The sequence below is a fragment of the Promicromonospora sukumoe genome (assembly GCF_014137995.1).
GTDB lineage: Bacteria > Actinomycetota > Actinomycetes > Actinomycetales > Cellulomonadaceae > Promicromonospora > Promicromonospora sukumoe.
The window spans coordinates 2,921,337-2,947,844 of sequence record NZ_JACGWV010000001.1; the positions used below are offsets into that span (position 1 = coordinate 2,921,337).

The following is a 26,508-nucleotide window of genomic DNA, read 5'->3' on the forward strand; positions in this document are numbered from 1 at the left end:
CGCTCAGGTCCCCCGGGGGACCTGAGCGTCTGACACGTCGTGGGCTGGCGTCAGTGGCCCGCCTCGTGCCAGGTGGCGCCCGTGCCGACCGAGACGTCGAGCGGCACGTTGAGCTCGTAGGCCGCGCCCATCTCGGTGCGCAGCACCTCCTCCGCGGCCTCCCGCTCGCCGGGCGAGACCTCGAGCACGAGCTCGTCGTGCACCTGGAGCAGCAGGCGGGACGCGAGCTCCCGCTCGTCGAGCGCCCTCTGCACGCGGAGCATCGCGAGCTTGATGATGTCGGCGGCGCTGCCCTGGATGGGCGCGTTGAGCGCCATGCGCTCGGCCATCTGCCGGCGCTGCCGGTTGTCGCTGGTGAGGTCGGGCAGGTAGCGGCGCCGGCCCAGGATCGTGGCGGTGTAGCCCGTGGCGCGCGCCTCCTCGACCACGCCCGACAGGTAGTCGCGCACGCCGCCGAACCGCTCGAAGTAGTCGTCCATCAGCGTCTGCGCCTCGCCCGTGGCGATGTTGAGCTGCTGCGACAGGCCGAAGGCGCTCAGCCCGTAGGCCAGGCCGTACGACATGGCCTTGATCTTGGAGCGCATCTCGGGCGTGACGTCGGCGGGCTCCACCTCGAACACGCGCGAGCCCACGTACCGGTGCAGGTCCTCCCCCGAGTTGAAGGCCGCGATCAGGCCCTCGTCACCCGACAGGTGCGCCATGATCCGCATCTCGATCTGGCTGTAGTCGGCCGTCAGCAGGGACTCGTAGCCCTCGCCCACCCGGAACGCCCGGCGGATCTGCCGGCCCGCCTCGGTGCGGATCGGGATGTTCTGCAGGTTCGGGTCGGTGGAGCTCAGGCGGCCCGTCGCGGCGATGGTCTGCTGGAACGTGGTGTGGATGCGGCCGTCGGGGGCCACCGACTTGAGCAGCCCCTCGACCGTGACCCGCAGGCGGGAGACGTCGCGGTGCGCCAGCAGGTGTGCCAGGAACGGGTGCTCCGTCTTGACGAAAAGGTCCTGCAGGCTCGCCGCGTCGGTGGTGTAGCCCGTCTTGATCTTCTTGGTCTTGGGCATGCCGAGCTGGTCGAACAGGACCTCCTGCAGCTGCTTGGGGCTGCCCAGGTTCACCTCGCGGTCGATCACGGCGTAGGCGTCCGCGGCGGCGTCGGCCACCCCCTGCGCGAACTGCTTCTCCAGGCCGGTCAGGTACTCGGTGTCGGCGGCGATGCCGATGCGCTCCATACGCGCGAGCACGCCCGACAGGGGCAGCTCGACGTCGTCCAGCAGGTGCGTGGCGTCGCGGTCGGCGAGCTCGCCCTCCAGGGCGGTCGCGAGGTCGGCGACGCCCTGGGCGCGCACGGCCTCCGCCTGCCCCTCGGTGTCACCCTCCAGCGACAGGTCGAGCGCGCCCTGCGCGCCCTCGGGCTCGACGACCTTGAGCTCCCGGCCCAGGTGCCGCACGGCGAGGTCGCCCAGGTCGTAGCCGCGCTGGTCGGGGTAGCAGAGGTAGGCGGCCAGCTCGGTGTCGAAGACGACGCCGTCGAGCTCCATGCCGCGGGTGGCGAGCATGTGCGCGGCGGCCTTGGCCCCGTGCAGCACCTTGGGGGCCTTGGCGTCGGCGAGCCAGGCCGCGAGCGCCTTCTCGTCGTCGGGCCCGAGCTGGGTGAGGTCGAGGTAGGCGGCCTCTCCCCCGGGCTGCGCCACGGCCACGGCCCAGGCGTCGCCACCGCCGCCGAGCGCGGTCTTGCCGGAGACCTCGACGCCCACGCGCCCGCTGCGGGCGGCGAGCCAGGTCCCGAGGGTGCCGGGGGCGACGTCGGCCAGGTCGAGCTCGACGGACGCGCCGGCGGGGGCCTCCTCCTCGGCGACGCCCGCGGGGTCGACGGCGAGCAGGCGGTCGCGGAGCTGACCGAACTGCAGGGTGTCGGAGACGAGGTGCACGGCCTCGCGGTCGAAGCCCGCCAGGGCGAGGTCGGTGACGGCGAGCGGCAGCTCGACGTCGGTCAGCAGGGCGTTGAGCTCGCGGTTGACCCGTACCTGCTCGATGTGGGTGCGGAGGCTCTCGCCGGCCTTGCCCTTGACCTCGTCGGCGGCGTCGAGCAGGGCGGCGAGGCCGCCGTGCGCGGTGATCCACTTGGCGGCGGTCTTGGGCCCGACGCCGGGGACGCCCGGCAGGTTGTCGCTGGTCTCGCCGACGAGCGCGGCGAGGTCCGGGTACCGCTCGGGGGGCACGCCGTACTTGGCCTCGACGGCCTCGGGGTCCATCCGGGCCAGCTCGGAGACGCCCTTCTTGGGGTACAGCACGGTCACGTCGGCGTTGACGAGCTGCAGCGTGTCGCGGTCGCCGGAGCAGACCAGCACCTCCATGCCCGCGTCACCGGCCTGCGCGGCCAGGGTCGCCAGGATGTCGTCGGCCTCGATGCCGGCGAGCTCGAGGAAGTTGATGCGGAGGGTGGCGAGCACCTCCTTGATCAGGGGCACCTGCCCCTTGAACGCGTCCGGCGTGGCGTCGCGCGTGCCCTTGTAGTCCGGGAACCGCTCCGTGCGGAACGTGACCCGGCCCGCGTCGAACGCCACCGCCATGTGGGTGGGCTGCTCGTCGCGGAGCAGGTTCGTCAGCATCGACGTGAAACCGTAGACGGCGTTGGTGATCTGTCCTGAGCTGGTCGCGAGGGTGTCGGGCAGCGCGTAGAAGGCCCGATAGGCCATGGAATGGCCGTCGATCAGCAGGAGACGGGGGCGGCCTGAGGACGGCGTACCCGGAGTACGGCTTGGCGCGGTGGAGGTCACGCCTGACAACATAGCTCGCATGACTGACACGAGCGCTTCCGCGACCCCTCCCGGCCCGGGTTCAGGGGCCGGTTCCGGGGCCGAGACCGACTGGAAGGCCATGTACGCCGGCGCGGAGACCGCGGGCACGCTCTTCGAGCGCATGGAGATGGAGCTGCTGGAGCTCGCACCGGACCGGGCCGTGGGCCGCATCCCGGTGAAGGGCAACACGCAGCCCGCGGGCCTGCTGCACGGGGGCGCCTCAGTGGTGCTCGCCGAGACCCTGGGCTCGCTGGCCGCGCAGGCGCACGCCGGGCCCGGCAAGAAGACGGTGGGCATCGAGGTGAGCGCCACGCACCACCGTGGCGCGCGGGACGGCTACGTGACGGGCACGGCGACGGCGATCCACCTGGGCCGCTCGACGGCGTCCTACGAGATCGTGATCACCGACGACGCCGGGAAGCGGGTGTGCACGGCGCGCCTGACCTGCATGATCCTCGGCTGAGCCGGAGGTGCAGCGCCGGGTGGGGGCCGAGGAGGTCGGTTGCATCCCCGGCAGCCGTCGCCGCACCCCTCCGGCGGAGAAGTAACACGCGATCGAGGTCGGTTGCCGACAGTAGACAACGTCTACCCAGAGCAACGGACTCCGATCGCCTACCTTCTCCGCGAGGAGAGTGCTAGCCGGCCTTGGCCGGGTGGCGGCGCGACGGGGCGCCGCCACCCACCGCACGCATGTCGATGGGCCCGGACTCCATGACGGAGCGGGCCCGGCGCCGCCGGGCGATGAGGTCCTCGATGCCGCCGCGGGCGAACCGCCGGCCGTGGGCTCCGTCGCGGGCGGTGGCCTCGGCCGCGAGGCGGCGCTGCAGGGCCGCGACGGACGCGACCCGGTGCCCTGCCGCCGGGGCGAACCCGAGCCGGGCGAGGAACCGCTGGACGCCACGGTTGCCGGGGACGGGCGCGGAGTAGATGTCGTGGCAGTCGTGCGCGGCGGCCAGGTCGGCGGCCGCCCGCAGCAGCGCGTGACCGACGCCGTGGCGCCGCGCCTGCGGCGCCACGTAGAGCATGTCCAGGTAGAGGCTGGCGCGCTCCGCGAAGAGGTAGGCCGCCACGACCCGGCCGAGCACGACGCCGACGACCTGGTCGTCCAGCTTCGCGACCAGCACGTGGCCGCCCGCCGCCAGCAGCACACTGAGGTGCTCCAGCAGCCGGTCGAGCTCCTGCGCGCCGAGCTGGGCACCGGTCGGCGAGTCGTCGCGCGCGGACACGGCCAGCGCCGCCACGGCGGGCAGGTCTGCCTCGCAGGCGGGGTGGATGTCAAGGACGGTGCGCACGCTCATCTCCTCCCGGGTGTCTGTGGCCCGGACGTCACGCCCGGCTCCGCGCAGACACTAGTCCTGACGCGGCCGGGAGAGAACAGGCAGTTCACAATTTCACCCGCTCCGGACCGGGGCCCGGATCAGGCGTTCCTCGGTCGGATCAGGCCCCGACCTGCTCGATGACGGCGTCGGCGACCTCGCGCATGGTGAGGCGGCGGTCCATCGACGTCTTCTGGATCCAGCGGAACGACTCCGGCTCCGACAGGCCCATCTTGGTCATCAGCAGGCCCTTGGCCCGGTCGACGCGCTTGCGGGTCTCGAAGCGCTCGGTGAGGTCGGCGACCTCGGCCTCCAGCGCACCGATCTGCGAGTAGCGCGAGATCGCGATCTCCACGGCGGGCAGCAGGTCGGCCGGGGTGAACGGCTTGACGACGTACGCCATGGCGCCGGCGTCGCGGGCACGCTCGACGAGCTCCGTCTGCGAGAACGCCGTGAGCAGCACGACGGGCGCGGCGTGAGCCTTGCCGATGCGCTCGGCGGCGGAGATGCCGTCCAGCTCGGGCATCTTGACGTCCATCACGACGACGTCGGGCTTCAGCTCGATGGCCAGGTTGACGGCGGTCTCGCCGTCACCGGCCTCACCCACCACGTCGAAACCCGCCTCGCGCAGGGTCTCCACCACGTCCATACGGATGAGCGCCTCGTCCTCCGCCACGACGGCGCGGCGGGACGGGTGTGCGGGAGCGGCCTCCGGCTCGGCATCGACCAGCGGGGGCAGATCCAGGGAAAGCTTCTCGGTGTTCTCGTCGGTCACGAAGGACATCCTACGTTGCGCACCTGGGCTTGGGACCCAGCCCAGCGGTGTGGTTCGATGTGCGCCGGGACATATTTTGTGTCTCGGCAGGCCGGGTTGGCGGAACAGGCAGACGCGGCGCTCTCAAAAAGCGCTGCCCGCGAGGGCGTGTGGGTTCGAGTCCCACACCCGGCACAAGAACCTCAGACTTCCAGTGCGAGCTCGGGCGTGCGCGTCTCGTACCGGACGACCTCCAGGCCGAACTCCGCCAGGATCTCCGGCAGCAGCCGCACGACGTCACGGTCCTTCTCCCGGTTCGCCTCGGGCAGCTCGGACCACGGCATGCCGATCATGGGGTGCACCCGCGCGGCGTCGTCGCGCACCTGGCCGGTGCGCCAGCCCTGGGCGACCCGCACGGACTCCCACAGCTCGTGCTCGGCCTCGGCGAGCCGGTCGAGCTCGGCGCCCTCGAACACCACCTCGGCGGCCCCGTCGCGCGGCGCGATCGTCGCGCCCATCCGGGACAGCCGCGCGGGCAGCCCGACCACCCAGCCGCGGTTGGAGGCCCGCAGGTCGTCGGGCAGGTCCTCCCAGCGCACCATCGCGGGGACCTCGCCCCAGCCGACACCGCGCTCGAGCTGGTTGCGCAGGTAGACGTGGTGCACGGACCGGGCGATCCGCTCGTACATGTCGGCGTGCGCGCGGGCCTCGACCCGCTCGACGTCGGCCAGCAGGTCGCGCGTGGTCACGGTGCGCAGCCGCCCGTCGAGGTTGTCGAGCACCCGGGACGCGTCGGTGCCGAACGCGCCCGTCAGGCCCGCCAGACCGTCCAGCAGGAGCACCAGCGAGCCGGGACCGCCGTGCCACAGCTTCGTCGCCGTCAGGGCCACACGCAGGGACGCGCCGTCCGACGCGTGGCACACGTACACCGTGTCGGGGACGGAGGCGCTGCCCGCGCCGAGCACGGGCACGGCGCGCAGCTCGATCCGCTGGGCCACGGGCGACCAGCGGGCGCGCAGCTCGCCGGCCACGTGGTCGGCGTCGTCCGCCGTCAGGTCGACGACCAGGCGGAGGCCGTCGGCCGCGAGCTCCCACTCCCGGGCCAGCCCCACCACGAGCGCCTTGGCGAACTCGCCCGAGCCCACCACCACCAGGTGCGTGACCGGCACCGGCCCGCCCGGGGCGTCCAGGAGGCGCCGCACCTCGCGGACCGCGAGCGCCTGCGCGGCGATCACGTCGAGCGTGAAGAAGTCGACGCCGGGCTCGGCGCAGCTCAGGTGCCGGGCCTGCAGGGCCACGCCGAGGTCGGGGTCGCTGACGTGGGCGTAGAGCCGCTCGGGGCCGCTGCCGGCCTGGCGGACGGCGGCTTCCGCCTCGGCGACGGTGAGCACGTTGGCGGTCGCGTCGGTGGTGTCGTCGCCGCAGGCGTACAGGACGGTGGCGCCGGTGAGGCCGACGGCGGGCAGGCCGGCGGCGTCGGGCGTGCGCAGGACGCGGTGCCCGGCGGACTCCAGGGCGGCGGTGACGGTGTCGGCGGCGTCGGTCTGCCCGACGACGATGGCGTGGCCGCGGGCGCGTCGTTCCCTGAACCTGCGGATCTCGCCCGTGAACAGGGCTCGTGCCGCCTCGAACAGGGCGTAGACGGCGGTGCCGGGCGCGAGGAACCGCGCGACCTGGAGCTGCCAGGACAGGGGGCCGCCGTCGCTGGCCGGGTCGGCGCCCATCACGAAGAGCTGGAGGTCGTGGTAGACGACGTCGTACCAGGTGCGGCCCGGCACGTGGGTGGTGTCGAGGATCAGGCCCCAGCAGCCGAGGCCGAGCGAGACGACCACGAGGGCGACGAAGCCGATGCGGGACCAGGGAAAGGAGGCGCGGTTCACGCCGGAACAATAGCGACATCTCGCACAGGTCGGTGCGAACGTGTCAGACGCCCCCGCAGGTGTCAGACGTACAGGTCACTCGGGTGACCTGTACGTCTGACACCTGCGGGGGCGTCTGACAGGTACCGCCGCCAGGTCAGACCTGGCTGCGGCCGTCCGCCTGCGAGCCGATGCGGTGCACCAGGATCGAGTTGGTCGTACCGGGGACGCCGACCGGCGCACCCGAGACCACCACGACCGTGTCGCCCTTCTCGGCCAGACCCTGGTCCTGCAGGGTCAGGTCGACCTGGGCCACCATCGCGTCGACCGTGTCGACCTTGGGCACGAGGTACTCGGAGGTACCCCACGTCAGGGCGAGGGTGTTGGCGACGTCCTGCTCGGGGGTGAACGCGAGCAGCGGGATGGACGAGCGCAGGCGAGACATCCGACGGGCGGAGTCACCGGACTGCGTGAACGTCACGAGGTACTTGACCCCGAGCGTCTCGCCGATCTCGGCGGCGGCGCGCGTGATGGCGCCACCACGGGTGTGCGGCGTGGAGCCGAGGGGCGCGATGCGCTCCCGGCCGGCCTCCTCCGTGGCCTCGATGATCCGGGCCATGGTCTGGACCGTGACGATCGGGTAGTCGCCCACCGAGGTCTCGCCGGACAGCATGACCGCGTCGGCGCCGTCGAGCACCGCGTTGGCGCAGTCGGACGCCTCGGCGCGGGTCGGCGTGGGCGAGGTGGTCATGGACTCGAGCACCTGCGTGGCGACGATGACCGGCTTGGCGTTGCGCCGCGCCATCTCGACGATGCGCTTCTGCACGAGCGGCACCTGCTCCAGCGGCATCTCGACCGCCAGGTCACCACGCGCCACCATGACGCCGTCGAACGCGGCGATGACCTCGGCGAGGTTCTCCACGGCCTGCGGCTTCTCGATCTTGGCGATGACGGGGACCGTGCGGCCCTCCTCCTCCATCACGCGGCGGACGTCCTCGTAGTCCTTGGCGGACCGCACGAACGACAGCGCGATGAAGTCGGCACCCAGGGCCAGCGCCCAGCGCAGGTCCGACTCGTCCTTGTCGGACAGGGCCGGCACCGACACGGCGACGCCGGGCAGGTTGATGCCCTTGTTGTTCGAGACGGGCCCGGGGACCTCGACCTCGGTGATGACCCGCGGGCCCTCGACGGCGGTGACGCGCACGCGCACCTTGCCGTCGTCGATCAGCAGCGGGTCACCCACCTGGGCGTCCTGCGCCAGGCCCTTGTGGGTGGTGGACACGAGCTCCCGGGTACCGAGGACGTCCTCGGTCGTGATGGTGAACGTGTCGCCCTTGTTCAGGAAGTGCTTTTCATCTCCCGCGAACCGGCCGAGCCGGATCTTGGGTCCCTGCAGGTCGACGAGTACGGCGACCGACTTACCTGCCGCCTTGGCGGCCTCTCGCACGTTTCGGTAGACCGCCGCGTGCGCCTCCTGCTCGCCGTGGCTGCGGTTGATCCGCGCCACGTTCATGCCGGCGTCAACGAGTTCCCGGAGCTTCTCCGGGCTTTCCGTGGCGGGTCCGATGGTGCACACGATCTTGGCTCTGCGCATGTCTCCAGCCTAGGCATGGTGGGCGCCAACGCGCCCTGTGGGGGTGTACAACTCCCGGTGAAGTTCTCGGGTCACGATCGCAGAGCGAGCGTGCGCGGGCGCACCGGGGCGGGCAGCTCTGTGCTGCCCTGGAGGTAGGTGTCGGCCGCGGCGGCCGCGGCGCGGCCCTCCGCGATGGCCCACACGATGAGGGACTGTCCGCGACCGGCATCGCCGGCGACGAACACACCCGGGAGGCTTGCAGCGTAGTCGTCGCCGCGGGCAACCAGGCCACGCTCCGTGATCTCGATGCCGGTCTGCTCCTCGAGCACGCCGACCTCGGGGCCGGTGAAGCCCATGGCCACGAGCACCAGGTCCGCGGGGATCTCGTGCTCGGTGCCGGCCTTGGGGGCGCGGCGGCCGTCGGGCAGGTACTCGGTCTCGGCGACCTTCAGCGCACGGACGTTCCCGTCCGCGTCGGCGACGAGCTCGACCGTGGAGGCCAGGTACGTGCGCTCGCCGCCCTCCTCGTGCGAGGTCGAGACCTCGAACAGGATGGGGTCGGTGGGCCACGGCTGGTGCGGCAGGCGCTCGAGCGGCGGCTTCTTGCCGATCGCGAGCGTGGTGACGCTCGCGGCGCCCTGGCGCAGCGCGGTGCCGAGGCAGTCGGAGCCGGTGTCGCCGCCGCCGATGATGACGACGTGCTTGCCGGCCGCGGTCGGCGCGCCCTCGGGCAGCACGTCCGGGGTACCGTCGGCGACCGCCTTGTTGGCGGGCGTCAGGAAGTCCATCGCGAAGTGGACGCCGGCCAGGTCCCGCCCGGGCACGGACAGCTCGCGCGGCACGGTGGCGCCGGTGGCGACCACGACCGCGTCGAACCGGCGACGCAGGGCGTCCCAGCTGATGTCCTCGCCGATGGACACGCCCGCGCGGAAGCGGGTGCCCTCGGCCTCCATCTGCGCCAGCCGGCGGTCGATGTGCAGCTTCTCGAGCTTGAAGTCCGGGATGCCGTAGCGCAGGAGGCCGCCGATGGCGTCGTCCCGCTCGTAGACGACGACGGTGTGGCCGGCGCGCGTGAGCTGCTGCGCGGCGGCCAGGCCCGCGGGGCCCGAGCCGACGACGGCGACCGTGGAGCCCGTGAGGCGCTCCGGGACGTGTGGCGTGACCAGGCCACGCGCGAACGCCTCGTCGATGATCGAGACCTCGACGTTCTTGATCGTCACCGCGGGCTGGTTGATGCTCAGCACGCAGGACGACTCGCACGGCGCCGGGCACACGCGGCCGGTGAACTCCGGGAAGTTGTTCGTGGCGTGCAGGCGGTCGATCGCGTCGCCCCACTGCCCGCGCCACACCAGGTCGTTCCAGTCGGGGATCAGGTTGCCCAGCGGGCAGCCCTGGTGGCAGAACGGCACGCCGCAGTCCATGCAGCGGCCGGCCTGCTCCTTCAGGAACGCCTGGCCCTCCTCGCGGTGCGCGTGCGTGTCCTTCCAGTCACGCAGCCGCACCTCGACGGGCCGGTTCGGCGGGAGCTCCCGCTCCCGGACCTTCAGAAATCCTCGGGGGTCAGCCACGTGCCACCTCCATGATCTGGTTCCACACGGACGGGTCCCACTGGGTCTTGCCCGAGATGTCGGTGCCGTCGGCCTCGGCCTCGGCGAGGGCGAGGCGCACGCGCGCCCAGCCCGGGGGCAGCAGCCGGCTGAACCGGCCCCGCGCGGCGGCGGGGTCCGCGAGCAGCTCGGCCGCGACGGCCGAGCCCGTCTCGGCCAGGTGCCGCTCCAGGAGCCCGCGCACGGTCTCCCAGTCGGCGTCGTCCAGGACGGCGACGGCGAGCTCGCCCGCCTCCAGCGCCGCCTGGTTGACGCGGGAGACCCGCAGGTCCAGGAAGAACGCGGTACCGCCGGACATGCCGGCGCCGACGTTGCGGCCCGTGGGCCCGAGCACCAGCACGGTGCCGCCGGTCATGTACTCGCAGGCGTGGTCGCCCACGCCCTCGGAGACCAGGGTCGCGCCGGAGTTGCGCACCCCGAACCGCTCCCCCACGCGTCCGCGCAGGTAGACCTCGCCGGACGTCGCGCCGTAGCCGATGACGTTGCCCGCGATGACGTCGGCGCCGCCCAGGACGGCCGCCTTGTCGGGGCGCACCGCCACGCGGCCGCCCGACAGGCCCTTGCCGACGTAGTCGTTGGCGTCGCCGAACAGGCGCAGCGTGATGCCGCGCGGCAGGAACGCGCCGAGCGACTGGCCGGCCGACCCGGTCAGCGTCACCTCGATGGTGTCGTCGGGCAGGCCCTGGCCGCGGTACCGCTTGGTCACCTCGTGGCCCAGCATCGTGCCGACGGTGCGGTTCACGTTCCGCACGGGCAGCTCGATGGCGACCCGCTCGCCGCGCTCCAGGGCCGGGGCGGCCGCCGCGATGAGCTGGTTGTCCAGCGCGCGGGCCAGGCCGTGGTCCTGCACCCGGGTGTGGCGCAGGGACGAGCCCTCCTTGAGCTGCGGCATGGCGAGCACGGGCGTCAGGTCGAGACCCTGCGCCTTCCAGTGGTCGACCGCCTTGCGGGTGTCGAGCACCTGCACCTGGCCCACGGCCTCCTCGAGGCTGCGGAACCCGAGCGCCGCCAGGTGCTCGCGCACCTCCTGGGCGATGAACTCGAAGAAGTTCACGACGAACTCCGGCTTGCCGGTGAACCGGCTGCGCAGCTCCGGGTTCTGCGTGGCGACGCCCACGGGACAGGTGTCCAGGTGACAGACCCGCATCATGACGCAGCCCGAGACCACCATCGGCGCCGTCGCGAAGCCGAACTCCTCGGCCCCGAGCAGCGCCGCGACGATCACGTCGCGGCCGGTCTTCATCTGGCCGTCGACCTGCACCACGATGCGGTCGCGCAGGTCGTTGAGCACGAGCGTCTGCTGGGTCTCGGCCAGGCCGATCTCCCAGGGCGTGCCGGCGTGCTTGAGCGACGTGAGCGGCGAGGCGCCCGTGCCGCCGTCGTGCCCCGAGATGAGGACGACGTCGGCGTGCGCCTTGGACACACCCGTGGCCACGGTGCCCACGCCGAACTCGCTGACCAGCTTCACGTGCACGCGCGCCGATGGGTTGGCGTTCTTCGCGTCGTGGATCAGCTGCGCCAGGTCCTCGATCGAGTAGATGTCGTGGTGCGGCGGCGGCGAGATGAGGCCGACGCCGGGGGTCGAGTGCCGGGTCGCGGCGACCCAGGGGTACACCTTGTTCCCGGGGAGCTGGCCGCCCTCGCCGGGCTTGGCGCCCTGGGCGAGCTTGAGCTGGATGTCGGTGGCCTGCGTGAGGTACTCCGACGTCACGCCGAAGCGGCCCGACGCGATCTGCTTGACGCGCGAGCGGCGCTCGTCGTCGTACAGGCGCTCCGGGTCCTCGCCGCCCTCGCCCGTGTTGGAGCGCCCGCCGAGGCGGTTCATCGCGATGGCGAGGGTCTCGTGCGCCTCGGCCGAGATGGAGCCGTAGGACATGGCGCCCGTGTTGAACAGCCTGACGATCTCGCTGACCGGCTGGACCTCGTCGATCGGCACCGGCTCGCGGTCCGGGCTGAAGCGCAGCAGGCCGCGCAGCGTCATCAGGCGGTTGGACTGCTCGTCCACGCGCCGCGTGTACTGCCGGAAGATGTCCATCCGGCCCGAGCGCGTCGCGTGCTGCAGGCGGAACACCGTCTCGGGGTCGAACAGGTGGTCCTCGCCGTCGCGCCGCCACTGGTACTCGCCGCCCGTGGTGAGGCGCTCGCCCGGCTTCTTGTTGCCCGACGGCGGGTACGCCTCGGCGTGCCGCGCCGCGACCTCGGCCGCGATGACGTCCAGGCCGATGCCGCCGAGCCGCGACGTCGTGCCCGTGAAGTAGTCCTCGACCAGGTCGTGGGACAGGCCCACGGCCTCGAAGATCTGGGCGCCGCGGTACGACATGATCGTCGAGATGCCCATCTTGGACATCACCTTGAGCACGCCCTTGCCGAGCGCCTTGATGAGGTTCGCGACGGCCTGCTGCGGCGTGACGTCCAGGTACCCGCGGTGGGCGAGGTCCTCGACCGTCTCCATCGCGAGGTAGGGGTTCACGGCGGCCGCGCCGTAGCCGATGAGCAGCGCGACGTGGTGCACCTCGCGCACGTCGCCGGCCTCGACCACGAGCGAGACCCGGTTGCGGGTGTGCTTGCGCACCAGGTGGTGGTGCACGGCGCTGGTCAGGAGCAGCGACGGGATCGGCGCCAGCTCGGAGTTGGCGTCGCGGTCCGAGAGCACGAGGAAGCTCGCGCCCTCCTCCACGTACCGGTCGACGTCGGCGAAGATCGCCTCGAGCCGGGCCAGCAGCGCGCCGCCGCCGCCCGAGACGTCGTACAGGCCCTGGATGGTCTCGGCCTGGAACAGGCCCTCCAGCTCGCGGTCGCGCTCGACGTGCACGACCTTGGCGAGCTGGTCGTTGTCGAGCACCGGGAAGCCGAGGACGAGCTTGCGCGCGTGCTCCGGCAGGTCGGCCAGCAGGTTCGGCTCCGGGCCGATGGCGCTGCCGATGGCCGTGACCAGCTCCTCGCGGATCGCGTCCAGCGGCGGGTTGGTCACCTGCGCGAACATCTGCGTGAAGTAGTCGAACAGCAGCCGCGGGCGCTGCGAGAGCACCGCGACGGGCGTGTCCGAGCCCATGGCGCCGAGCGGCTCGCCGCCCGTGGTCGCCATCGGCGACAGGATGATCTTGAGCTCTTCCTCGGTGTAGCCGAACGCCCGCTGGCGACGGCGGACCGAGGCCGGGCTGTGCGCCACGTGCTCGCGGTCCGGCAGCTCGTCGAGGTAGACCGAGTGCTCGCGGATCCAGTCCCCGTAGGGGTGCATGGCGGCGAGGCTCGACTTGACCTCCTCGTCCTCGACGATGCGGCCCGAGCCGGTGTCGACGAGGAACATCTTGCCGGGCTCCAGGCGGCCCTTGCGGACCACGGTGGCGGGGTCGATGTCGAGCACGCCGGCCTCGGAGGCCAGGACGACGAGGCCGTCCTCGGTGACCCACCAGCGCCCGGGGCGCAGGCCGTTGCGGTCGAGCACGGCGCCGATCAGGGTGCCGTCGGTGAACGTGAGGGAGGCGGGGCCGTCCCACGGCTCGATGAGGTTCGCGTTGTACTGGTAGAAGGCCCGCAGGGCGGGGTCCATGCCGGGGTTGTTCTCCCAGGCCTCCGGCACCATCATCAGCACCGAGTGCGGCAGCGACCGTCCCGACAGGTGCAGCAGCTCCAGCACCTCGTCGAAGCTGGCCGAGTCGCTCGCGCCGGGCGAGCAGACCGGCTGCAGCGGCGCGAGGTCGCCGAGCAGGTCGGACTCCATGGTGCCCTCGCGCGCCGCCACCCAGTTGCGGTTGCCGCGCACGGTGTTGATCTCGCCGTTGTGTGCGAGCAGGCGGAACGGCTGGGCCAGGGGCCACGACGGGAACGTGTTCGTGGAGAACCGCGAGTGCACCAGCGCCAGCTCCGTGGCGTACCGCGGGTCCGACAGGTCGGGGAAGAACGGCTCGAGCTGCGCCGTCGTCAGCATGCCCTTGTACGTCAGGGTGCGGGCGCTGAGCGAGGCGAAGTACAGACCGACCTCGTTCTCCGCCCGCTTGCGCAGGCGGTAGCAGCGGCGGTCCAGGTCGATCCCGGACAGGCTGCGCGAGGGGTCGGCCACGACGATCTGGCGGAACACCGGCATCGAGGCGCGCGCCGTGGGGCCGACGATCCCGGCGTCCACCGGGACGTCGCGCCACGCGAGCACGTCGAGCTTCTCCTCGGCGGCCAGCGCCTCGACGCGAGCCACCATGGCGTCGCGCTCGTCGTCGTCGGTCGGCAGGAACGCCGTACCGATCGCGTACATCCCGGCGGGCGGCAGGTCCACCCCCACGACGTCCCGGACGAACGCGTCGGGGATCTGGGTGAGGATGCCGGCGCCGTCGCCGCTGTCCTCCTCCGCCCCCACCGCGCCGCGGTGGTCGAGGTTCAGCAGGGCGGTGAGCCCGGCATCGACGATGTCGCGGCCGGGCGTTCCGCGCAGGGTCGCCACGAAGGCGACGCCGCACGCGTCGTGCTCGGCGGCCGGGTCGTACAGGCCACCCTCAAACGTCTGCGTGGGCAGCCCAACCCTCTGTGACGGCAACGGCTTGGTCATGGGTCCTCACAGGCACTCGGCCGCAGCCGAGCGCAGTTCCTTGCGGTGGTCCGGGACGACGGCGGCCCGGTCGGTCAGGGGGCTCGTCGTCCGGTGGTCCCGGCGGTCGCGCCCCTCAGGTGCGCACGGAGGCGTCCGCGTCGGACTCCTCCTGTGCTGCTGTCTTCTCTTCCTCCGGCTCGGCCGCGGCCTCGCCGGTCCCTTCGACTCCTGGGTCAGGCTCCGGCTCGGCCCGTGGGCCGGCCGGCGGTTCGTCGTCCTCCGGTCGCAGCCGTACCGACTCTTCCCTGGTGGGGAACCTCCGAGCCAGCACGATCGAGACCACCAGGGCCGCCAGGCCCAGAAGGATCGAGGTCCAGACGTTGAGGCGGAGCCCCAGCACCTGCTCCGCATCGTCGATGCGGAGCATCTCGATCCAGACCCGTCCGAGAGTGTAGAGCAGGACGTACGCCCAGAATACCCGCCCATGACCCAACCTGAACCGACGGTCGAGAAACAGCAGAACTCCGGCCATCGCGACGTTCCACAGGAGTTCGTACAGGAACGTCGGGTGGAAGAGGGTGCCCTCCGGGTAGGCCACGCCGGTGGCCGGGTTGGGCACGAGGTACTCGGCGTCGATGTGCAGGCCCCAGGGCAGCTCGGTGGGGCGCCCGTACAGCTCCTGGTTGAACCAGTTGCCGAGGCGGCCCACGGCCTGCGCGATCAGGAGGCCCGGCGCCACGGCGTCGGCGAACGAGGACAGCCGGACGCCCAGCCTGCGGCAGCCGATCCAGGCGCCGACGGCGCCGAGCGCCACCGCGCCCCAGATGCCGAGGCCGCCCTCCCAGACGTAGAGCGCCTTGACGGGGTCGCCGCCGCCCGAGAAGTTCTCGCCGAAGTACCGGTCCGGGGACGACAGCACGTGGTAGACACGGCCCCCGACGATGCCGAACGGCACCGCCCAGAAGGCGATCTCCAGGACGTCCTCCGGGTTGCCGCCGCGCGCCTTCCAGCGCCGGGCGGTCATCCAGACGGCGAGCACGATGCCCGCCAGGATCGCCAGCGCGTAGGCGCGCAGCGGGAAGATGCCCAGGTACCAGGTGTGCTCGGCTGGGCTCGGGATCTGGGTCGCGGGGGCCTCGGGGAGCGCGGCGGACAACGCGGCAGGCAGCTCGACGGTCAGAGCGGCCGGCAGGGCGGTCAGCAGCGTCACAGGGCCTCTCCGGAGGTGGTCGTCGCGCCGGCGGGGGTGTCGGCGGGCGCGTGAGCGCGAGCCGACCGTACCCCGGCCGCGAGGTCCTCCGTCACCTCGGCCAGATTCGTGAGACGGACCGCCCACTCGTCGTCCGGCAGCGGGCCGTCCGACAGCAGCGGGCGGACGAGCGCCGAGCCGACGATGACGCCGTCGGCGAAGCGGCCGACCTCGGTGGCCTGCGCCCCCGTGGCGACACCCAGGCCCACGCAGACGTTCGTCGCGCCGGCGGCGCGCGTGTCGGCCACGAGCTGCTCGGCGCGCGAGCCCACCTCGCTGCGCACCCCGGTCACGCCCATGAGCGACGCCGCGTAGACGAACCCGCGCGACTGGCCCGCGGTCAGCCGCAGCCGCTCCGGCGTCGAGCTGGGCGCCACGAGGAACACGCGGTCCAGCCCGTGCGCCTCGCTCGCCGCGATCCAGTCGGCGCCCTCGTCCGGGATGAGGTCGGGCGTGATCAGCCCGGCGCCGCCCGCGGCGGCCAGGTCGCGCGCGAACGCGTCCGCGCCGTACTTGAGCACCGGGTTCCAGTACGTCATCACCAGCACGGGCACGTGCGGGGCGTAGGCGGTCAGCTCCGCCACCACCCGGAACACGTCCCGCACGTGCGCGCCCGCGTCGAGCGCGCCCTGCGCCGCGGCCTGGATCACCGGGCCGTCGAGCACCGGGTCGGTGTACGGGATGCCGAGCTCGATGATGTCCACGCCGTGGTCGACGAGGGTCTTCAGCGCCTCGATCGACCGGTCGACGCTCGGATAGCCCACCGGCAGGTAGCCCACGAGGGCCGGCCGGTTCTCCTGCTCGCGCAGGCGGGCGATCAGGTCAGCGGTCGCGGACCGCGTGTGCGGCCCCGAGGCCTGTTCCGTCACGGTGCTCATCCCCGGCCCTCCTGCCGTTCCAGCTCTTCCGCCGCCGCGCCGCCCTCGGCGCCGTCCAGCAGCCCGAACCAGCGGGCCGCCGTCGCCACGTCCTTGTCGCCGCGGCCGGACAGGTTCACGAGGAGCACGAGCGGCTCGCCGTCCGGACCGGTGCGGCCCTGCGCCGCCGCGGCCTGGCCCACCCGCAGCGCGCCCGCGAGGGCGTGCGCCGACTCGATCGCCGGGATGATGCCCTCGGTGCGGCACAGGAGACGGAACGCCTCCATGGCCTCGTCGTCGGTCACCGGCTCGTAGGTGGCCCGGCCCAGGTCGTGCAGCCAGGAGTGGGCGGGGCCGACGCTCGGGTAGTCCAGGCCCGCCGACACCGAGTGGCTGGGCAGGGTCTGGCCCTCGTCGTCCTGCAGCAGGTAGGACTTGGCGCCGTGCAGCACGCCCAGCGCGCCGCCGCTGAACCGGGCCGCGTGCCGGCCCGACTCGATGCCCTCGCCGCCCGCCTCGAAGCCGCGCAGCTCCACGCCCTCGTCGTCGAGGAACGCGTTGAAGATGCCGAGCGCGTTGGAGCCGCCGCCGACGCACGCCGCGACGACGTCGGGCAGGCGGCCGGCGCGCTCCAGGATCTGCTCGCGCGCCTCCTCGCCGATGATGCGGTGGAACTGGCGCACCATCTCGGGGAACGGGTGCGGGCCCGTGACGGTGCCCAGCAGGTAGTGCGTGCTCTCGACGTTGGCGACCCAGTCGCGCAGGGCCTCGTTGATCGCGTCCTTGAGGGTGCGCGAGCCGATCTTCACCGGCACGACCTCGGCGCCGAGCAGGCGCATGCGCGCCACGTTCAGCGCCTGCCGCCGGGTGTCCTCCTCGCCCATGTAGACCACGCACTCGAGGTCCATCAGGGCGGCCGCCGTGGCGGTGGCGACGCCGTGCTGGCCCGCCCCCGTCTCGGCGATGAGGCGCTTCTTGCCCATGCGCTTGACCAGGAGCGCCTGGCCCAGCACGTTGTTGATCTTGTGCGACCCGGTGTGGTTGAGGTCCTCGCGCTTCAGGAACACGCGCACCGCGCCCGTGTCGCCGCCGCCGGCGTGCGCGGCGAAGCGCGGCACCTCGGTCAGCGGGCTGGGGCGGCCGGTGTACTCCCGGTGCAGGCGCTGCAGCTCGGCCGCGAACGCGGGGTCCTCGGCCGCCTTGCGGAACTCGGTCTCCAGCTCGTCGAGCGCGGCGATGAGCGCCTCGGGCACGAAGCGCCCGCCGTACTGACCGAAGTACGGGCCGGAGACGTCGGAAAGCTTCACGTGGGTCACCTCGGGTCCTCTCAGGCGGGTCGGACGGACCGCAGCGACGGGTGGGAGCCCGCGGCGACGAGGTCGGCCACCGAGGCGCGCGGGGCGCCGTCGGTCACGAGAGCCTCGCCCACCAGGACGCCGTCCGCCCCGGCCCGGGCCATCTCCATCACGTCGTGCGGACCGCGGATGCCGGACTCGGCGATCTTGACCACGTCGTCCGGGATGTACTCGGCGAGGCTGCGGAACAGGCCGCGGTCCAGCTCGAGCGTCTTCAGGTTGCGGGCGTTGACGCCCACGACGCGCGCCCCGGCGTCGACCGCCCGGCGCACCTCCTCGAGGTTGTGCGTCTCCACCAGCGCGGTCATGCCGAGCGAGTGCACCCGCTCGACCAGCGACTCGAGCACCGTCTGCTCCAGTGCCGCCACGATGATCAGCACCAGGTCCGCCCCGTGCGCCCGCGCCTCCCAGACCTGGTACGGCGTCACGATGAAGTCCTTGCGCAGCACCGGCACGTCCACCCGGCCGCGCACCGCGTCGAAGTCGGCCAGCGAGCCGTTGAACCGGCGCTGCTCGGTGAGCACCGAGATGGCCGAGGCGCCGCCGGTCTCGTACTCGACGGCGAGCGCCGCCGGGTCGGCGATCGGTGCCAGCGAGCCCTTGCTGGGGCTCGAGCGCTTGACCTCGGCGATCACCGAGAGCGCGTCTGCCTGCCTGAGGCGGCCGAGGCACTCGAGGGCCCCGGGCACCGCGTTGGCGCGCTCCTTGAGCGCGTCGAGAGACACACGTGCCTCACGCTCCGCGAGGTCCTCACGAACCCCCGCGACGATGTCCTCCAGGACCGACATGTAATGAGCCTCCCCGTGCCCTTGCTCTGCCTCGGCATGCGGCCTCGTGCGCCTGATCACGCCCCGTGCGTCCGCTGGGACGTGTGCCCCATGGCCATGGTAGGCGGATCAGGGGTGTGGTCCTGACCACTCCCGGACCGTGAGACGACGGTCCGTCAGATCCCGGGCGGTGCCCTGGTCGGGGCGCCGGATCAGACCCAGGGGGTCAGGTACGGCTGCAGCCCGGGCAGGTTGCGCGCCACGAGGAACGCGAGCGCGACCCCCAGCGTGACCCAGCCGGCGGTGCTCGACAGGCCGCGGAACGGCCGGCCGCGGACCGCCGCCACCAGCCAGGCGAGCCACACGACCACGACCACCGGGGCGGTCACGGTCCACAGCGCGTTGGCCGACCAGGCGCCCGCGAGGTCGAGGTGCGCCAGGTCGTGCGTGGCCCGCAGCCCGCCGCACAGCGGGCAGGCCAGGCCGGTCAGCTCCAGCAGCGGGCAGAACCCGTAGGAGCCGGCGACGTGCGGGTCGCGCAGCGCCACCAGCAGGGTGGCGGCGCCGACGGCCGCCCCGGCCAGGAGCGGCGCCCGCAGTGCGGGCGCCGCCGGCCGGACGGCGGTCTCAGGAATTCGTCCCACCCGCCAGGAAGCGGGCGATGACGAGCCCGATCACGACCACGAGGATCGCGAGGGACAGCCAGCCCAGCACGACGCCGGTCAGTGCCATCCCCTCGTTGTTGGCCTCGCCGTCACGGACGGCGCGGCGGCCCTGGTTGCCGACGATGATCGCGGGGATGCCCGTGAGGACACCCAGCAGGAGCACGATCGACGAGATGCCCAGCACCAGCGACCAGACCCCCAGGTTGTTGCGGGGGTAGGCGGCGGACGGCGCGGCGGCCATCTCCAGGGCGGTCATGCGGCTACCGCCGGACCGGCTTCTGGCCCAGCCCCAGGTTGCGGAGCACGAGGCCGATGATCAGCGAGGCGCCGACGACGACGAAGCCGAGCACGAACAGGACCAGCCAGGCCGACCAGGTCTGTGCCACCACGACGCCCCACGAGGAGATCAGCACACCCAGCGTGATCCCGACCATGGTGACCCACGCGGCGACCGTGTGGCCGTGGTTGGTCGGCGGGACGCCCGGCGGCAGGTAGGCGATCTCAGGCTTGTTCTCGGTCATCGCAGGTTTGATGCCTTTCGTGTCGTGCGGTACGCGCCCAGCCTAGCCGTTCACGGCTGGGTCAGCGGCCCGTCGGGTCGTCGCCCCGGGACAGCGCGTCCCAGGCGTCGTGGGGGTCGATCTCGTCGTCGGGGTCGTCGCCGTCGGTCCCGGCGTCGCCGTCGGTCCCGGCGTCGTCGTTCGCCGGACTGCCGGGACCGCCGGCGGTCGCGGCGGCGCCGTCCTCGGCCGGGACGGCAGCGCCGTCGCCCGGGGTGGCGGCCGCGGCGCCCGGGGCGCCCGCGCCCTGGCCCGCGCGCTCGTGCCGGGCCGACGTCGCCGCCCAGCCGCGCGCCGCGATGCCCGCCCAGACCGCGACGACGACGGCGAGCACGCCGGTGGCGAGCGCCGCCCAGGGCCACGCGGTCAGGGTGACGGGCGAGGTGAGCTCGGTGACGCCGCTCGTCGCGGAGGCGGCGTTGGTGGCGGCGGGCACCGGGTCGGCGACGACGACGAGCGTGCTCGCCACCACCAGCACGCCGGCCGCGGCGGCGACCACGAGCGCCACGTACCGGGCCACGCGGCCGGTGAGCGCGCACGCGATGCCCGCCGCGAGCAGCACGAGGGCGCCGGCGCCGACGCCGGGCGCGGCCGAGGTGCCCGACGCCGCGACCGCGACCTCGGGCTGCAGCGCCGTGGCGACCGTCGTGGTGATCCACGTGGGCGAGCCGGTGCCGAACGTCAGCGCGCCCAGCACGAGCAGGGCCAGGACGGTGCGGGTGCGGGTCACTGGTCGGCTCCTGTGGTCCGCGGCGCGGTCGCGCGCAGCGGCGTCAGGCGGGACGCGAGCTGGACGGCCCGCACGGCGGCGGCCGCCTTGTTGCGCGACTCCGCGTACTCCAGCGCGGGCACGGAGTCGGCCACGATGCCGCCGCCCGCCTGCACGCTGGCGCGGCCGTCCGCGATGTACGCGGTGCGGATGGCGATGGCCATGTCCATGTTGCCGCCGAAGTCGAAGTAGCCGCACACCCCGCCGTAGATGCCGCGGGACGCGGGCTCTAGCTCGTCGATCAGGGCGATGGCCCGGGGCTTGGGCGCGCCCGAGAGCGTGCCCGCCGGGAAGGTCGCCCTCAGCGCGTCCAGGGCGCCGAAGCCCTCCCGCAGCCGGCCGACGACGGTGGAGCACATGTGCATGATGTGGCTGAACCGGCGCACCTTCATGAACTCGACCACCTCGACGCTGGTCGGCTCGCACACCTTGACCATGTCGTTGCGGGACAGGTCGACGAGCATGATGTGCTCGGCCCGCTCCTTGGGGTCGGCCAGCAGCTCCTCGCCGAGCTCGGCGTCCTCCTCGGGGTGGGCGCCGCGCGGCCGGGAGCCGGCGATCGGGTAGGTGGTGACGTGGCCGTCGTCCACCTTGACCAGGGTCTCCGGGCTGGAGCCCACGACGGCGAACTCGCCGCCGTCCGGCTTGGCCAGGTGGAAGTAGTACATGTACGGGCTGGGGTTGATGGTGCGCAGCGCCCGGTAGACGTCCAGCGGGTCGGCCGCGCAGTCCAGGTCCAGGCGCTGGGACAGCACCACCTGGAACACCTCGCCGTCGCGGATGGCCTCCTTGCCGGCGAGCACGGCGTCCTCGAACTCCTCGCGCGTGGACCGGAACTCGAGCTGCGGCTCGGGCAGGTCCTGCGCGACGACGGACGTGACGGGCGGCGCCCCCGCCGCGAGCTGCGCCTCCATGGCGTCGAGCCGGGCGACGGCGTCGGCGTAGGCCTCGTCGACCCGGTCGTCCGTGGCGTCCGCGTTGATCGCGTTCGCCACCAGCCAGACGGTGCCCTCCCGGTGGTCCACGACCGCGAGGTCGGTGGCCAGGCAGAGGGCGAGCTCGGGCGCGCCCGTCTCGTCCGGGGCCGTGGACGGCAGGGTGGGCTCCCAGTGCCGCACGATGTCCCAGCCCAGCACGCCCGCCAGGCCGCCGGTCAGCGGCGGCAGGTTCGCGACGCCGGGGGTGCGCAGCGCGGTCAGGGCCGCCTCGACCACGTCGACGACGTCGCCGGTGGTCGGGATGCCGACGGGCACGTCGCCGGTCCACACGGCCCGGCCGCCGTCGCTGGTCAGGGTCGCGCGGGACGCGACGCCGACGAACGACCAGCGCGCCCAGACGCCGGACTCGGCCGACTCCAGGATGAACGTGCCGGGGCGGCCCTGGGCCAGGGTCCGGTAGAGGCCCACGGGCGTGGTGTCGTCGGCCAGCAGCGGGCGGACGACAGGGATCACGCGGCGGTCGGCGGCCATCTCGCGGAACTCCGGCAGGCCCGGCCAGGTGCGGCCCCAGGGCAGGTCGGCGGGCGCGGTCGCCGCGCGGGCCTCGTGGGTGCCGGGCTGGCTGTCGAGCTGGGTCACCGGTTCTCCTCGTCCTGCTGGTCGCGGTCCTGCGGGGTCGCGTGCGGGGCGCCGTCGTCCTGGGGGTCGCGCTCGCCGACCACGGCGCCCAGGTCGCCGCCGGCGACGAAGCACGTGCGCGCGCCGGTGTGGCACGCGGCGCCGACCTGGTCCACCTGGACCAGCAGGGCGTCGCCGTCGCAGTCGATGCTCGCGGCCTTGACGTACTGGGCGTGCCCGGAGGTGTCGCCCTTGCGCCAGTACTCCTTGCGGCTGCGCGACCAGAACGTCACGCGTCCCTCGGTCAGCGTGCGGCGCACGGCATCGTCGTCCATCCAGCCGACCATGAGCACCTCGCCCGTGTCGTGCTGCTGGATGACGGCGGCGACCAGGCCGGCGTCGTCCCGCTTGAGTCGGGCGGAGAGCGTGGGGTCGAGAACGTCGGGCACCAGAGAATCCTGCCACGTCGCGGGCCGACGGCGGTGTGATGTCCGCCGTCGGCCCCGATCCGGTACCGGAACGTGAGCAGGGCTAGCGGGTCTGGGCGACCCAGCTCGCGTGCATCTGCGCGTAGATGCCGTCCGCCGCGACCAGCTCGGCGTGCGGGCCCACCTCGGCGACGTGCCCCTGGTCCACCACGACCACCAGGTCGGACGCCTCGGCCGTGGAGAGCCGGTGCGCGATGGTGATCGTGGACCGGCCGGCCGTCAGGGAGTCCAGGGCGCGCGCGATGCGGACCTCGGTCGCGGGGTCGACGGCGGACGTCGCCTCGTCGAGCACCAGCAGGTCCGGCTGCGCGAGGTAGGCGCGCGCGATCGCGACGAGCTGCCGCTCCCCCGCCGACAGCGCCTCGCCGCGCTGGCCGACCGCCGTCTCCAGCCCGTCGGGCAGGTCGGCCACCCAGTCGGCCAGCCCGAGCTCGGCGAAGGCCCCCTCGACGGCGGCGCGCTGGGCGGCCTGCTCCGACGCGGACACGGAGTCCTGGGCGCCCGGCGCGTCCGCACCGCGCAGCCCGTAGGCCGCGTTGTCCAGCACCGTGCCGTCGAAGAGGAAGCCCTCCTGCGGCACCAGCACCACGCGCTCGCGCAACGAGGCGAAGCTCAGGTCGCGCAGGTCGACGCCGTCCAGCTCGACGGCGCCCGCCGTCGGGTCCATGAGCCGGGTGACGAGCTTGGCGATGGTCGTCTTGCCGGAGCCGGTCTGCCCGACGACGGCCACCTTGGTGCGCGGCGGCAGGTCGAGGGTCACCCCGTGCAGCACCTCGGGGCCGCTCGGGTAGGCGAACCGGACGTCGCGCAGGGTCACGTGCGCCGGGCCACGCTCCTGGGTCGTCGCGCCCGGCTTCTCGGCCACCTGGATCGGCGTCTCGATGACGGCGATGACGCGCCGCCAGCCGGCCACGGCGTTCTGCAGCTCGTTGAGGATCTCGGTGGCCATCTGCACCGGGCCCGTGAAGAGCTGCACCAGGAACAGGAAGGCCACGAGCTCGCCCGCGCTCAGCCCGCCGCCCACGCCGAGGAACGTGCCCACGACCACGACGATCGCCAGGACGAGGTTGGAGATCAGCACGCCCGACGAGAACGTCGCCGCGACCAGGATCTGGGACCGGGCCTGCGCGCTGCGGGTCGCCTCGACGGAGGCGCCGATGCGCCGCCCCGTGCGGTCGGCCACGCCGTAGGCGCGCACCGTCTCGGCGCCCACGACGGACTCGGAGATCGCGCCGAGCATCGCCCCGACGCGCTCGCGCACCAGCGTGTACGCGCGGTTGACGTACTTCTGGCCGAACCGGATCACCAGGAACATCGGGATGAACGCGATCCAGACCACGGCCGTCAGGATCGGCGAGTAGACGAGCATGAGGCCCGTCGCCACGAGCACCTGCAGCACGCTGACCAGCAGCATGATGCCGCCCCACTGCACGAACAGGGAGACCGTGTCGACGTCGTTGGTCACGCGCGAGACCAGGGCGCCGCGGCGCTCGGTGTTCTGCGTGAGCGTCGAGAGGTCGTGCACGTGCCGGAACGCCTTGACGCGCAGCGTCGCCAGGCCCGCCTCGGCCGAGCGGAACAGGCGCACGTTGACGAGCGCGGCGCACAGCGCGGCGAGCACCAGCGCCCCCGCCGCGAGCGAGGCGAGCAGCGCCACCTGGCCGACGTCGGGGCCGCCGTCGGCCAGCACGCCCACGTCGATCGTCTGCTGCACCGCGAGCGGCACGACGACGCGCCCGGCGGCCGCCAGCGACGCGAGCAGGAGCGTGACCCAGAGGCCCCGGGTGATCTCCGGGCTGATCTCGATGCCGCGGCGCAGGGTCGCGAAGACGCCCAGGCCGCTGGCCGACTCGATGCGCGCGCCGTCGGCGTCGAGCAGGTCCTCGGGCACGTCGGCCACGTCGGGCTCGTCCGTCACCGCGGTCATCGGGACACCTCTTCCAGCTCGTCGTCCAGCGCTCCGGCGGCGGCCTCGTCGGCCCGTTCCTGCTCGCGGCGCTCGGTCTCGGCCTCGTACGCCGTGGCGAGCGCGCGGTAGCCGGGGTCGCGCGCCATCAGCTCGTCGTGCGTGCCGACGTCGACCACGCGGCCGCCGTCGACGTGGACCACGTGGTCCGCGAGCGCCACCGAGGACATGCGGTAGGCGACCATGATCACGGTGGTGCCGGGGGCGGGCTCGCCGTCGGCCTCGCCGCCGGTCCCGGCCGCGAGGCCGCGCAGGATCTCCTGCTCCACGCGGGGGTCGACGGCGCTGGTCGCGTCGTCGAGCACGAGCAGGCGCGGGGCGCGGACCAGGGCGCGGGCGATGGCGAGGCGCTGGCGCTGGCCGCCGGAGAGGTTGGCGCCGCGTTCGCCGAGGGGCGCGTCGAGGCCGCCGGCCATCTCGCGCACGGTGTCCTCCAGGCGGGCGAGGCGGAGGGCGTCCCACACCTCGTCGTCGGACGGCGTGCCGGGCGTGCCCGGGTCGGCGAGCGTCACGTTGCCGCGCACGGTGTCCTCGAAGATGAACGTGGTCTGCGTGACGAGCGCGACCTGGTCCGGGATCTCGCCGTCGGCCAGGGTGCGGGCGTCGACGCCGTCGAGCAGCACCTGGCCGCGCGTGGGGTCGGAGAGCCGGGCCAGGAGGCTGACGAGGGTGGTCTTGCCGGCCCCGGTGGTGCCGACGACGGCGACCGTGGCGCCCGGCTCGACCGCGACCTCGACGCCGTCGAGCAGCGTGATCGAGCGGCCCCGGGCCCCGCTGATCGCGGGGACGTCGACGCCGACGCCGGCCAGGCGCACGGACATGCCGGCACGGCCGGCGTCGCGCGGGAGGCGGGCGTCGCCGTGCTCCAGGGCGCCGGTCGCGTCGGCGACCTGCGCGATGCGCTCGTAGCCGACCAGGGCGCGGGGAAGCTCGCCGAGCACCCAGCCGAACGCCTGCACGGGCACGGTCATCATCGTGAGCAGGTAGGCGGCGGTGACGAGGTCGCCCGGGTCGACGGCGCCCGCGGCGATGCGCCAGGTGCCGACGGCGAGCACCAGGAGGGTGCCGATCGAGGGCAGGGTCTGGATCACGGGGTCGAACAGCGAGCGGACGATGCCGACGCGCACGTTCGCGGCGCGCAGCTCCTGCGTGCGGGTGTTGAACCGGCTCTCCTCGCGGTCCTCGGTGCCGAGTGCCTTGACGAGCAGGGCGGCCTCGAAGCTCTCGTGCGCGACGTCGGCCACGTCGCCCCGCAGGCGCTGCGCCCGGGTCACGGCCGGGGACATGTGCCGCTGGTAGACGGCGTTCACGGCGATCGTGACGGGGATGATCGCGAGGGCCGCGAGCGCCAGCCAGGGGTCGATCGCGACGAGCAGCCCCACGGAGACGCCGATCATGACGACGACGCCGAGCGCGAACGGCAGCGGGTTGAAGACGCCGGTGGCGGCCTCGGTGTCGGACGTTGTGTGGTTCAGGAGCTGGCCGGCGGGGTGCGAGCGGTGCCAGGAGACGGGCAGGCGCAGGTACTGCTTCGTCAGGGTGGTGCGGTGGTCGGCCTGGATGCCCACGAAGCCGTACCCGGCCCAGATGCGGCGCCCGGCGACGGACAGGGCGAGCGAGAGGGCGACGGCGCCGAGCACGAGGCCGGCGAGCCAGACCCGGTCGCGGGCGGCGTCGTCGCCGCCGATGGCCGGGACGACCACGGAGTCGGTGGCCCAGCCGACCGCGCGGCTGACCGCGACGGTGAGGGCGCCGAAGAGGCCGGAGGCGCCCACGGCCAGCGCGTAGATGCCGGGGTGGGCGCGCATGCCGCGCCACATGACCGAGATCGAGCGGCGCACACGCGAGCCCTG

Annotated in this window: 20 protein-coding genes and 1 tRNA gene; 2 read left to right on the plus strand and 19 right to left on the minus strand. The window is 73.3% G+C overall.

Features of this window, described 5'->3' with window-relative positions; all coding sequences use genetic code 11:
• Positions 1 to 50 precede the first annotated feature (50 nt).
• Positions 51 to 2,690 (minus strand): DNA polymerase I, encoded by a 2,640-nt coding sequence (gene polA, locus FHX71_RS12925; protein ID WP_246402549.1) that lies wholly within the window; start codon positions 2,688 to 2,690, stop codon positions 51 to 53.
• Between the two features lie 181 nt (positions 2,691 to 2,871).
• Here polA and FHX71_RS12930 point away from each other — a divergent pair, with 181 nt between their 5' ends.
• Positions 2,872 to 3,255: a PaaI family thioesterase gene (locus tag FHX71_RS12930; protein WP_182618683.1), complete on the plus strand. Its 384-nt coding sequence runs from the start codon at positions 2,872 to 2,874 to the stop codon at positions 3,253 to 3,255.
• A 172-nt stretch (positions 3,256 to 3,427) separates the two neighbouring features.
• Here the strand turns inward: FHX71_RS12930 and FHX71_RS12935 are convergent, their stop codons facing one another.
• Both FHX71_RS12935 and FHX71_RS12940 read right to left on the minus strand, forming a co-directional pair.
• Positions 3,428 to 4,084, minus strand: a complete 657-nt coding sequence (locus tag FHX71_RS12935; RefSeq protein ID WP_182616832.1) for a GNAT family N-acetyltransferase — start codon at positions 4,082 to 4,084, stop codon at positions 3,428 to 3,430.
• Between the two features lie 145 nt (positions 4,085 to 4,229).
• Complete coding sequence (locus FHX71_RS12940; protein WP_020014751.1) at positions 4,230 to 4,892, minus strand: ANTAR domain-containing response regulator; 663 nt, start codon at positions 4,890 to 4,892, stop codon at positions 4,230 to 4,232.
• An 81-nt stretch (positions 4,893 to 4,973) separates the two neighbouring features.
• Between FHX71_RS12940 and FHX71_RS12945 the strand changes: the two genes are divergently transcribed.
• Positions 4,974 to 5,057 (plus strand) — tRNA-Leu (locus tag FHX71_RS12945).
• Positions 5,058 to 5,065: 8 nt separating this feature from the next.
• Here the strand turns inward: FHX71_RS12945 and FHX71_RS30050 are convergent.
• The 16 genes from FHX71_RS30050 to FHX71_RS13025 all read right to left on the minus strand — a co-directional run bounded on the left by FHX71_RS30050 (position 5,066) and on the right by FHX71_RS13025 (position 26,475).
• Complete coding sequence (locus tag FHX71_RS30050; protein ID WP_182616833.1) at positions 5,066 to 6,742, minus strand: RyR domain-containing protein; 1,677 nt, start codon at positions 6,740 to 6,742, stop codon at positions 5,066 to 5,068.
• Between the two features lie 136 nt (positions 6,743 to 6,878).
• A complete protein-coding gene (gene pyk / locus FHX71_RS12955; protein WP_182616835.1) occupies positions 6,879 to 8,315 on the minus strand; it encodes a pyruvate kinase in 1,437 nt (478 codons plus the stop codon).
• A 71-nt stretch (positions 8,316 to 8,386) separates the two neighbouring features.
• Positions 8,387 to 9,865: a glutamate synthase subunit beta gene (locus FHX71_RS12960; protein ID WP_182616838.1), complete on the minus strand. Its 1,479-nt coding sequence runs from the start codon at positions 9,863 to 9,865 to the stop codon at positions 8,387 to 8,389.
• Positions 9,858 to 14,441, minus strand: coding sequence for a glutamate synthase large subunit (gene gltB / locus FHX71_RS12965; RefSeq protein WP_182616841.1), 4,584 nt, complete (start codon positions 14,439 to 14,441; stop codon positions 9,858 to 9,860). The genes FHX71_RS12960 and gltB overlap by 8 nt, the downstream gene beginning before the upstream one ends.
• A 115-nt stretch (positions 14,442 to 14,556) precedes the next feature.
• A complete protein-coding gene (lgt, locus tag FHX71_RS12970; RefSeq protein ID WP_376770129.1) occupies positions 14,557 to 15,633 on the minus strand; it encodes a prolipoprotein diacylglyceryl transferase in 1,077 nt (358 codons plus the stop codon).
• The gene (gene trpA, locus FHX71_RS12975; protein ID WP_182616843.1) at positions 15,630 to 16,550 is read right to left on the minus strand and encodes a tryptophan synthase subunit alpha; all 921 of its coding nucleotides are present in this window, start codon (positions 16,548 to 16,550) and stop codon (positions 15,630 to 15,632) included. Before trpA ends, lgt begins: the two co-directional genes overlap by 4 nt.
• On the minus strand, positions 16,547 to 17,845 hold the full coding sequence (gene trpB, locus FHX71_RS12980; RefSeq protein WP_182616845.1) for a tryptophan synthase subunit beta: 1,299 nt from the start codon (positions 17,843 to 17,845) through the stop codon (positions 16,547 to 16,549). Before trpB ends, trpA begins: the two co-directional genes overlap by 4 nt.
• Before the next feature lie 11 nt (positions 17,846 to 17,856).
• Positions 17,857 to 18,672: an indole-3-glycerol phosphate synthase TrpC gene (trpC, locus tag FHX71_RS12985; RefSeq protein ID WP_182616847.1), complete on the minus strand. Its 816-nt coding sequence runs from the start codon at positions 18,670 to 18,672 to the stop codon at positions 17,857 to 17,859.
• Positions 18,673 to 18,863: 191 nt separating this feature from the next.
• Positions 18,864 to 19,295: a DUF2752 domain-containing protein gene (locus FHX71_RS12990; protein WP_182616849.1), complete on the minus strand. Its 432-nt coding sequence runs from the start codon at positions 19,293 to 19,295 to the stop codon at positions 18,864 to 18,866.
• Positions 19,279 to 19,572, minus strand: a complete 294-nt coding sequence (locus tag FHX71_RS12995) for a DUF4190 domain-containing protein (RefSeq protein WP_182616851.1) — start codon at positions 19,570 to 19,572, stop codon at positions 19,279 to 19,281. Before FHX71_RS12995 ends, FHX71_RS12990 begins: the two co-directional genes overlap by 17 nt.
• 4 nt (positions 19,573 to 19,576) lie before the next feature.
• Positions 19,577 to 19,837, minus strand: a complete 261-nt coding sequence (locus FHX71_RS13000) for an HGxxPAAW family protein (protein WP_182616853.1) — start codon at positions 19,835 to 19,837, stop codon at positions 19,577 to 19,579.
• A gap of 61 nt (positions 19,838 to 19,898) precedes the next feature.
• On the minus strand, positions 19,899 to 20,606 hold the full coding sequence (locus FHX71_RS13005) for a Trp biosynthesis-associated membrane protein (protein WP_182616855.1): 708 nt from the start codon (positions 20,604 to 20,606) through the stop codon (positions 19,899 to 19,901).
• Positions 20,603 to 22,222 (minus strand): anthranilate synthase component I, encoded by a 1,620-nt coding sequence (locus FHX71_RS13010; protein WP_182616857.1) that lies wholly within the window; start codon positions 22,220 to 22,222, stop codon positions 20,603 to 20,605. The genes FHX71_RS13005 and FHX71_RS13010 overlap by 4 nt, the downstream gene beginning before the upstream one ends.
• Positions 22,219 to 22,650: a phosphoribosyl-AMP cyclohydrolase gene (gene hisI / locus FHX71_RS13015; RefSeq protein WP_182616859.1), complete on the minus strand. Its 432-nt coding sequence runs from the start codon at positions 22,648 to 22,650 to the stop codon at positions 22,219 to 22,221. Before hisI ends, FHX71_RS13010 begins: the two co-directional genes overlap by 4 nt.
• Positions 22,651 to 22,732: 82 nt before the next feature.
• Positions 22,733 to 24,616: an ABC transporter ATP-binding protein gene (locus FHX71_RS13020; protein WP_246402552.1), complete on the minus strand. Its 1,884-nt coding sequence runs from the start codon at positions 24,614 to 24,616 to the stop codon at positions 22,733 to 22,735.
• Positions 24,613 to 26,475, minus strand: coding sequence for an ABC transporter ATP-binding protein (locus FHX71_RS13025; protein ID WP_246403141.1), 1,863 nt, complete (start codon positions 26,473 to 26,475; stop codon positions 24,613 to 24,615). Before FHX71_RS13025 ends, FHX71_RS13020 begins: the two co-directional genes overlap by 4 nt.
• Between the last annotated feature and the right edge of the window lie 33 nt (positions 26,476 to 26,508).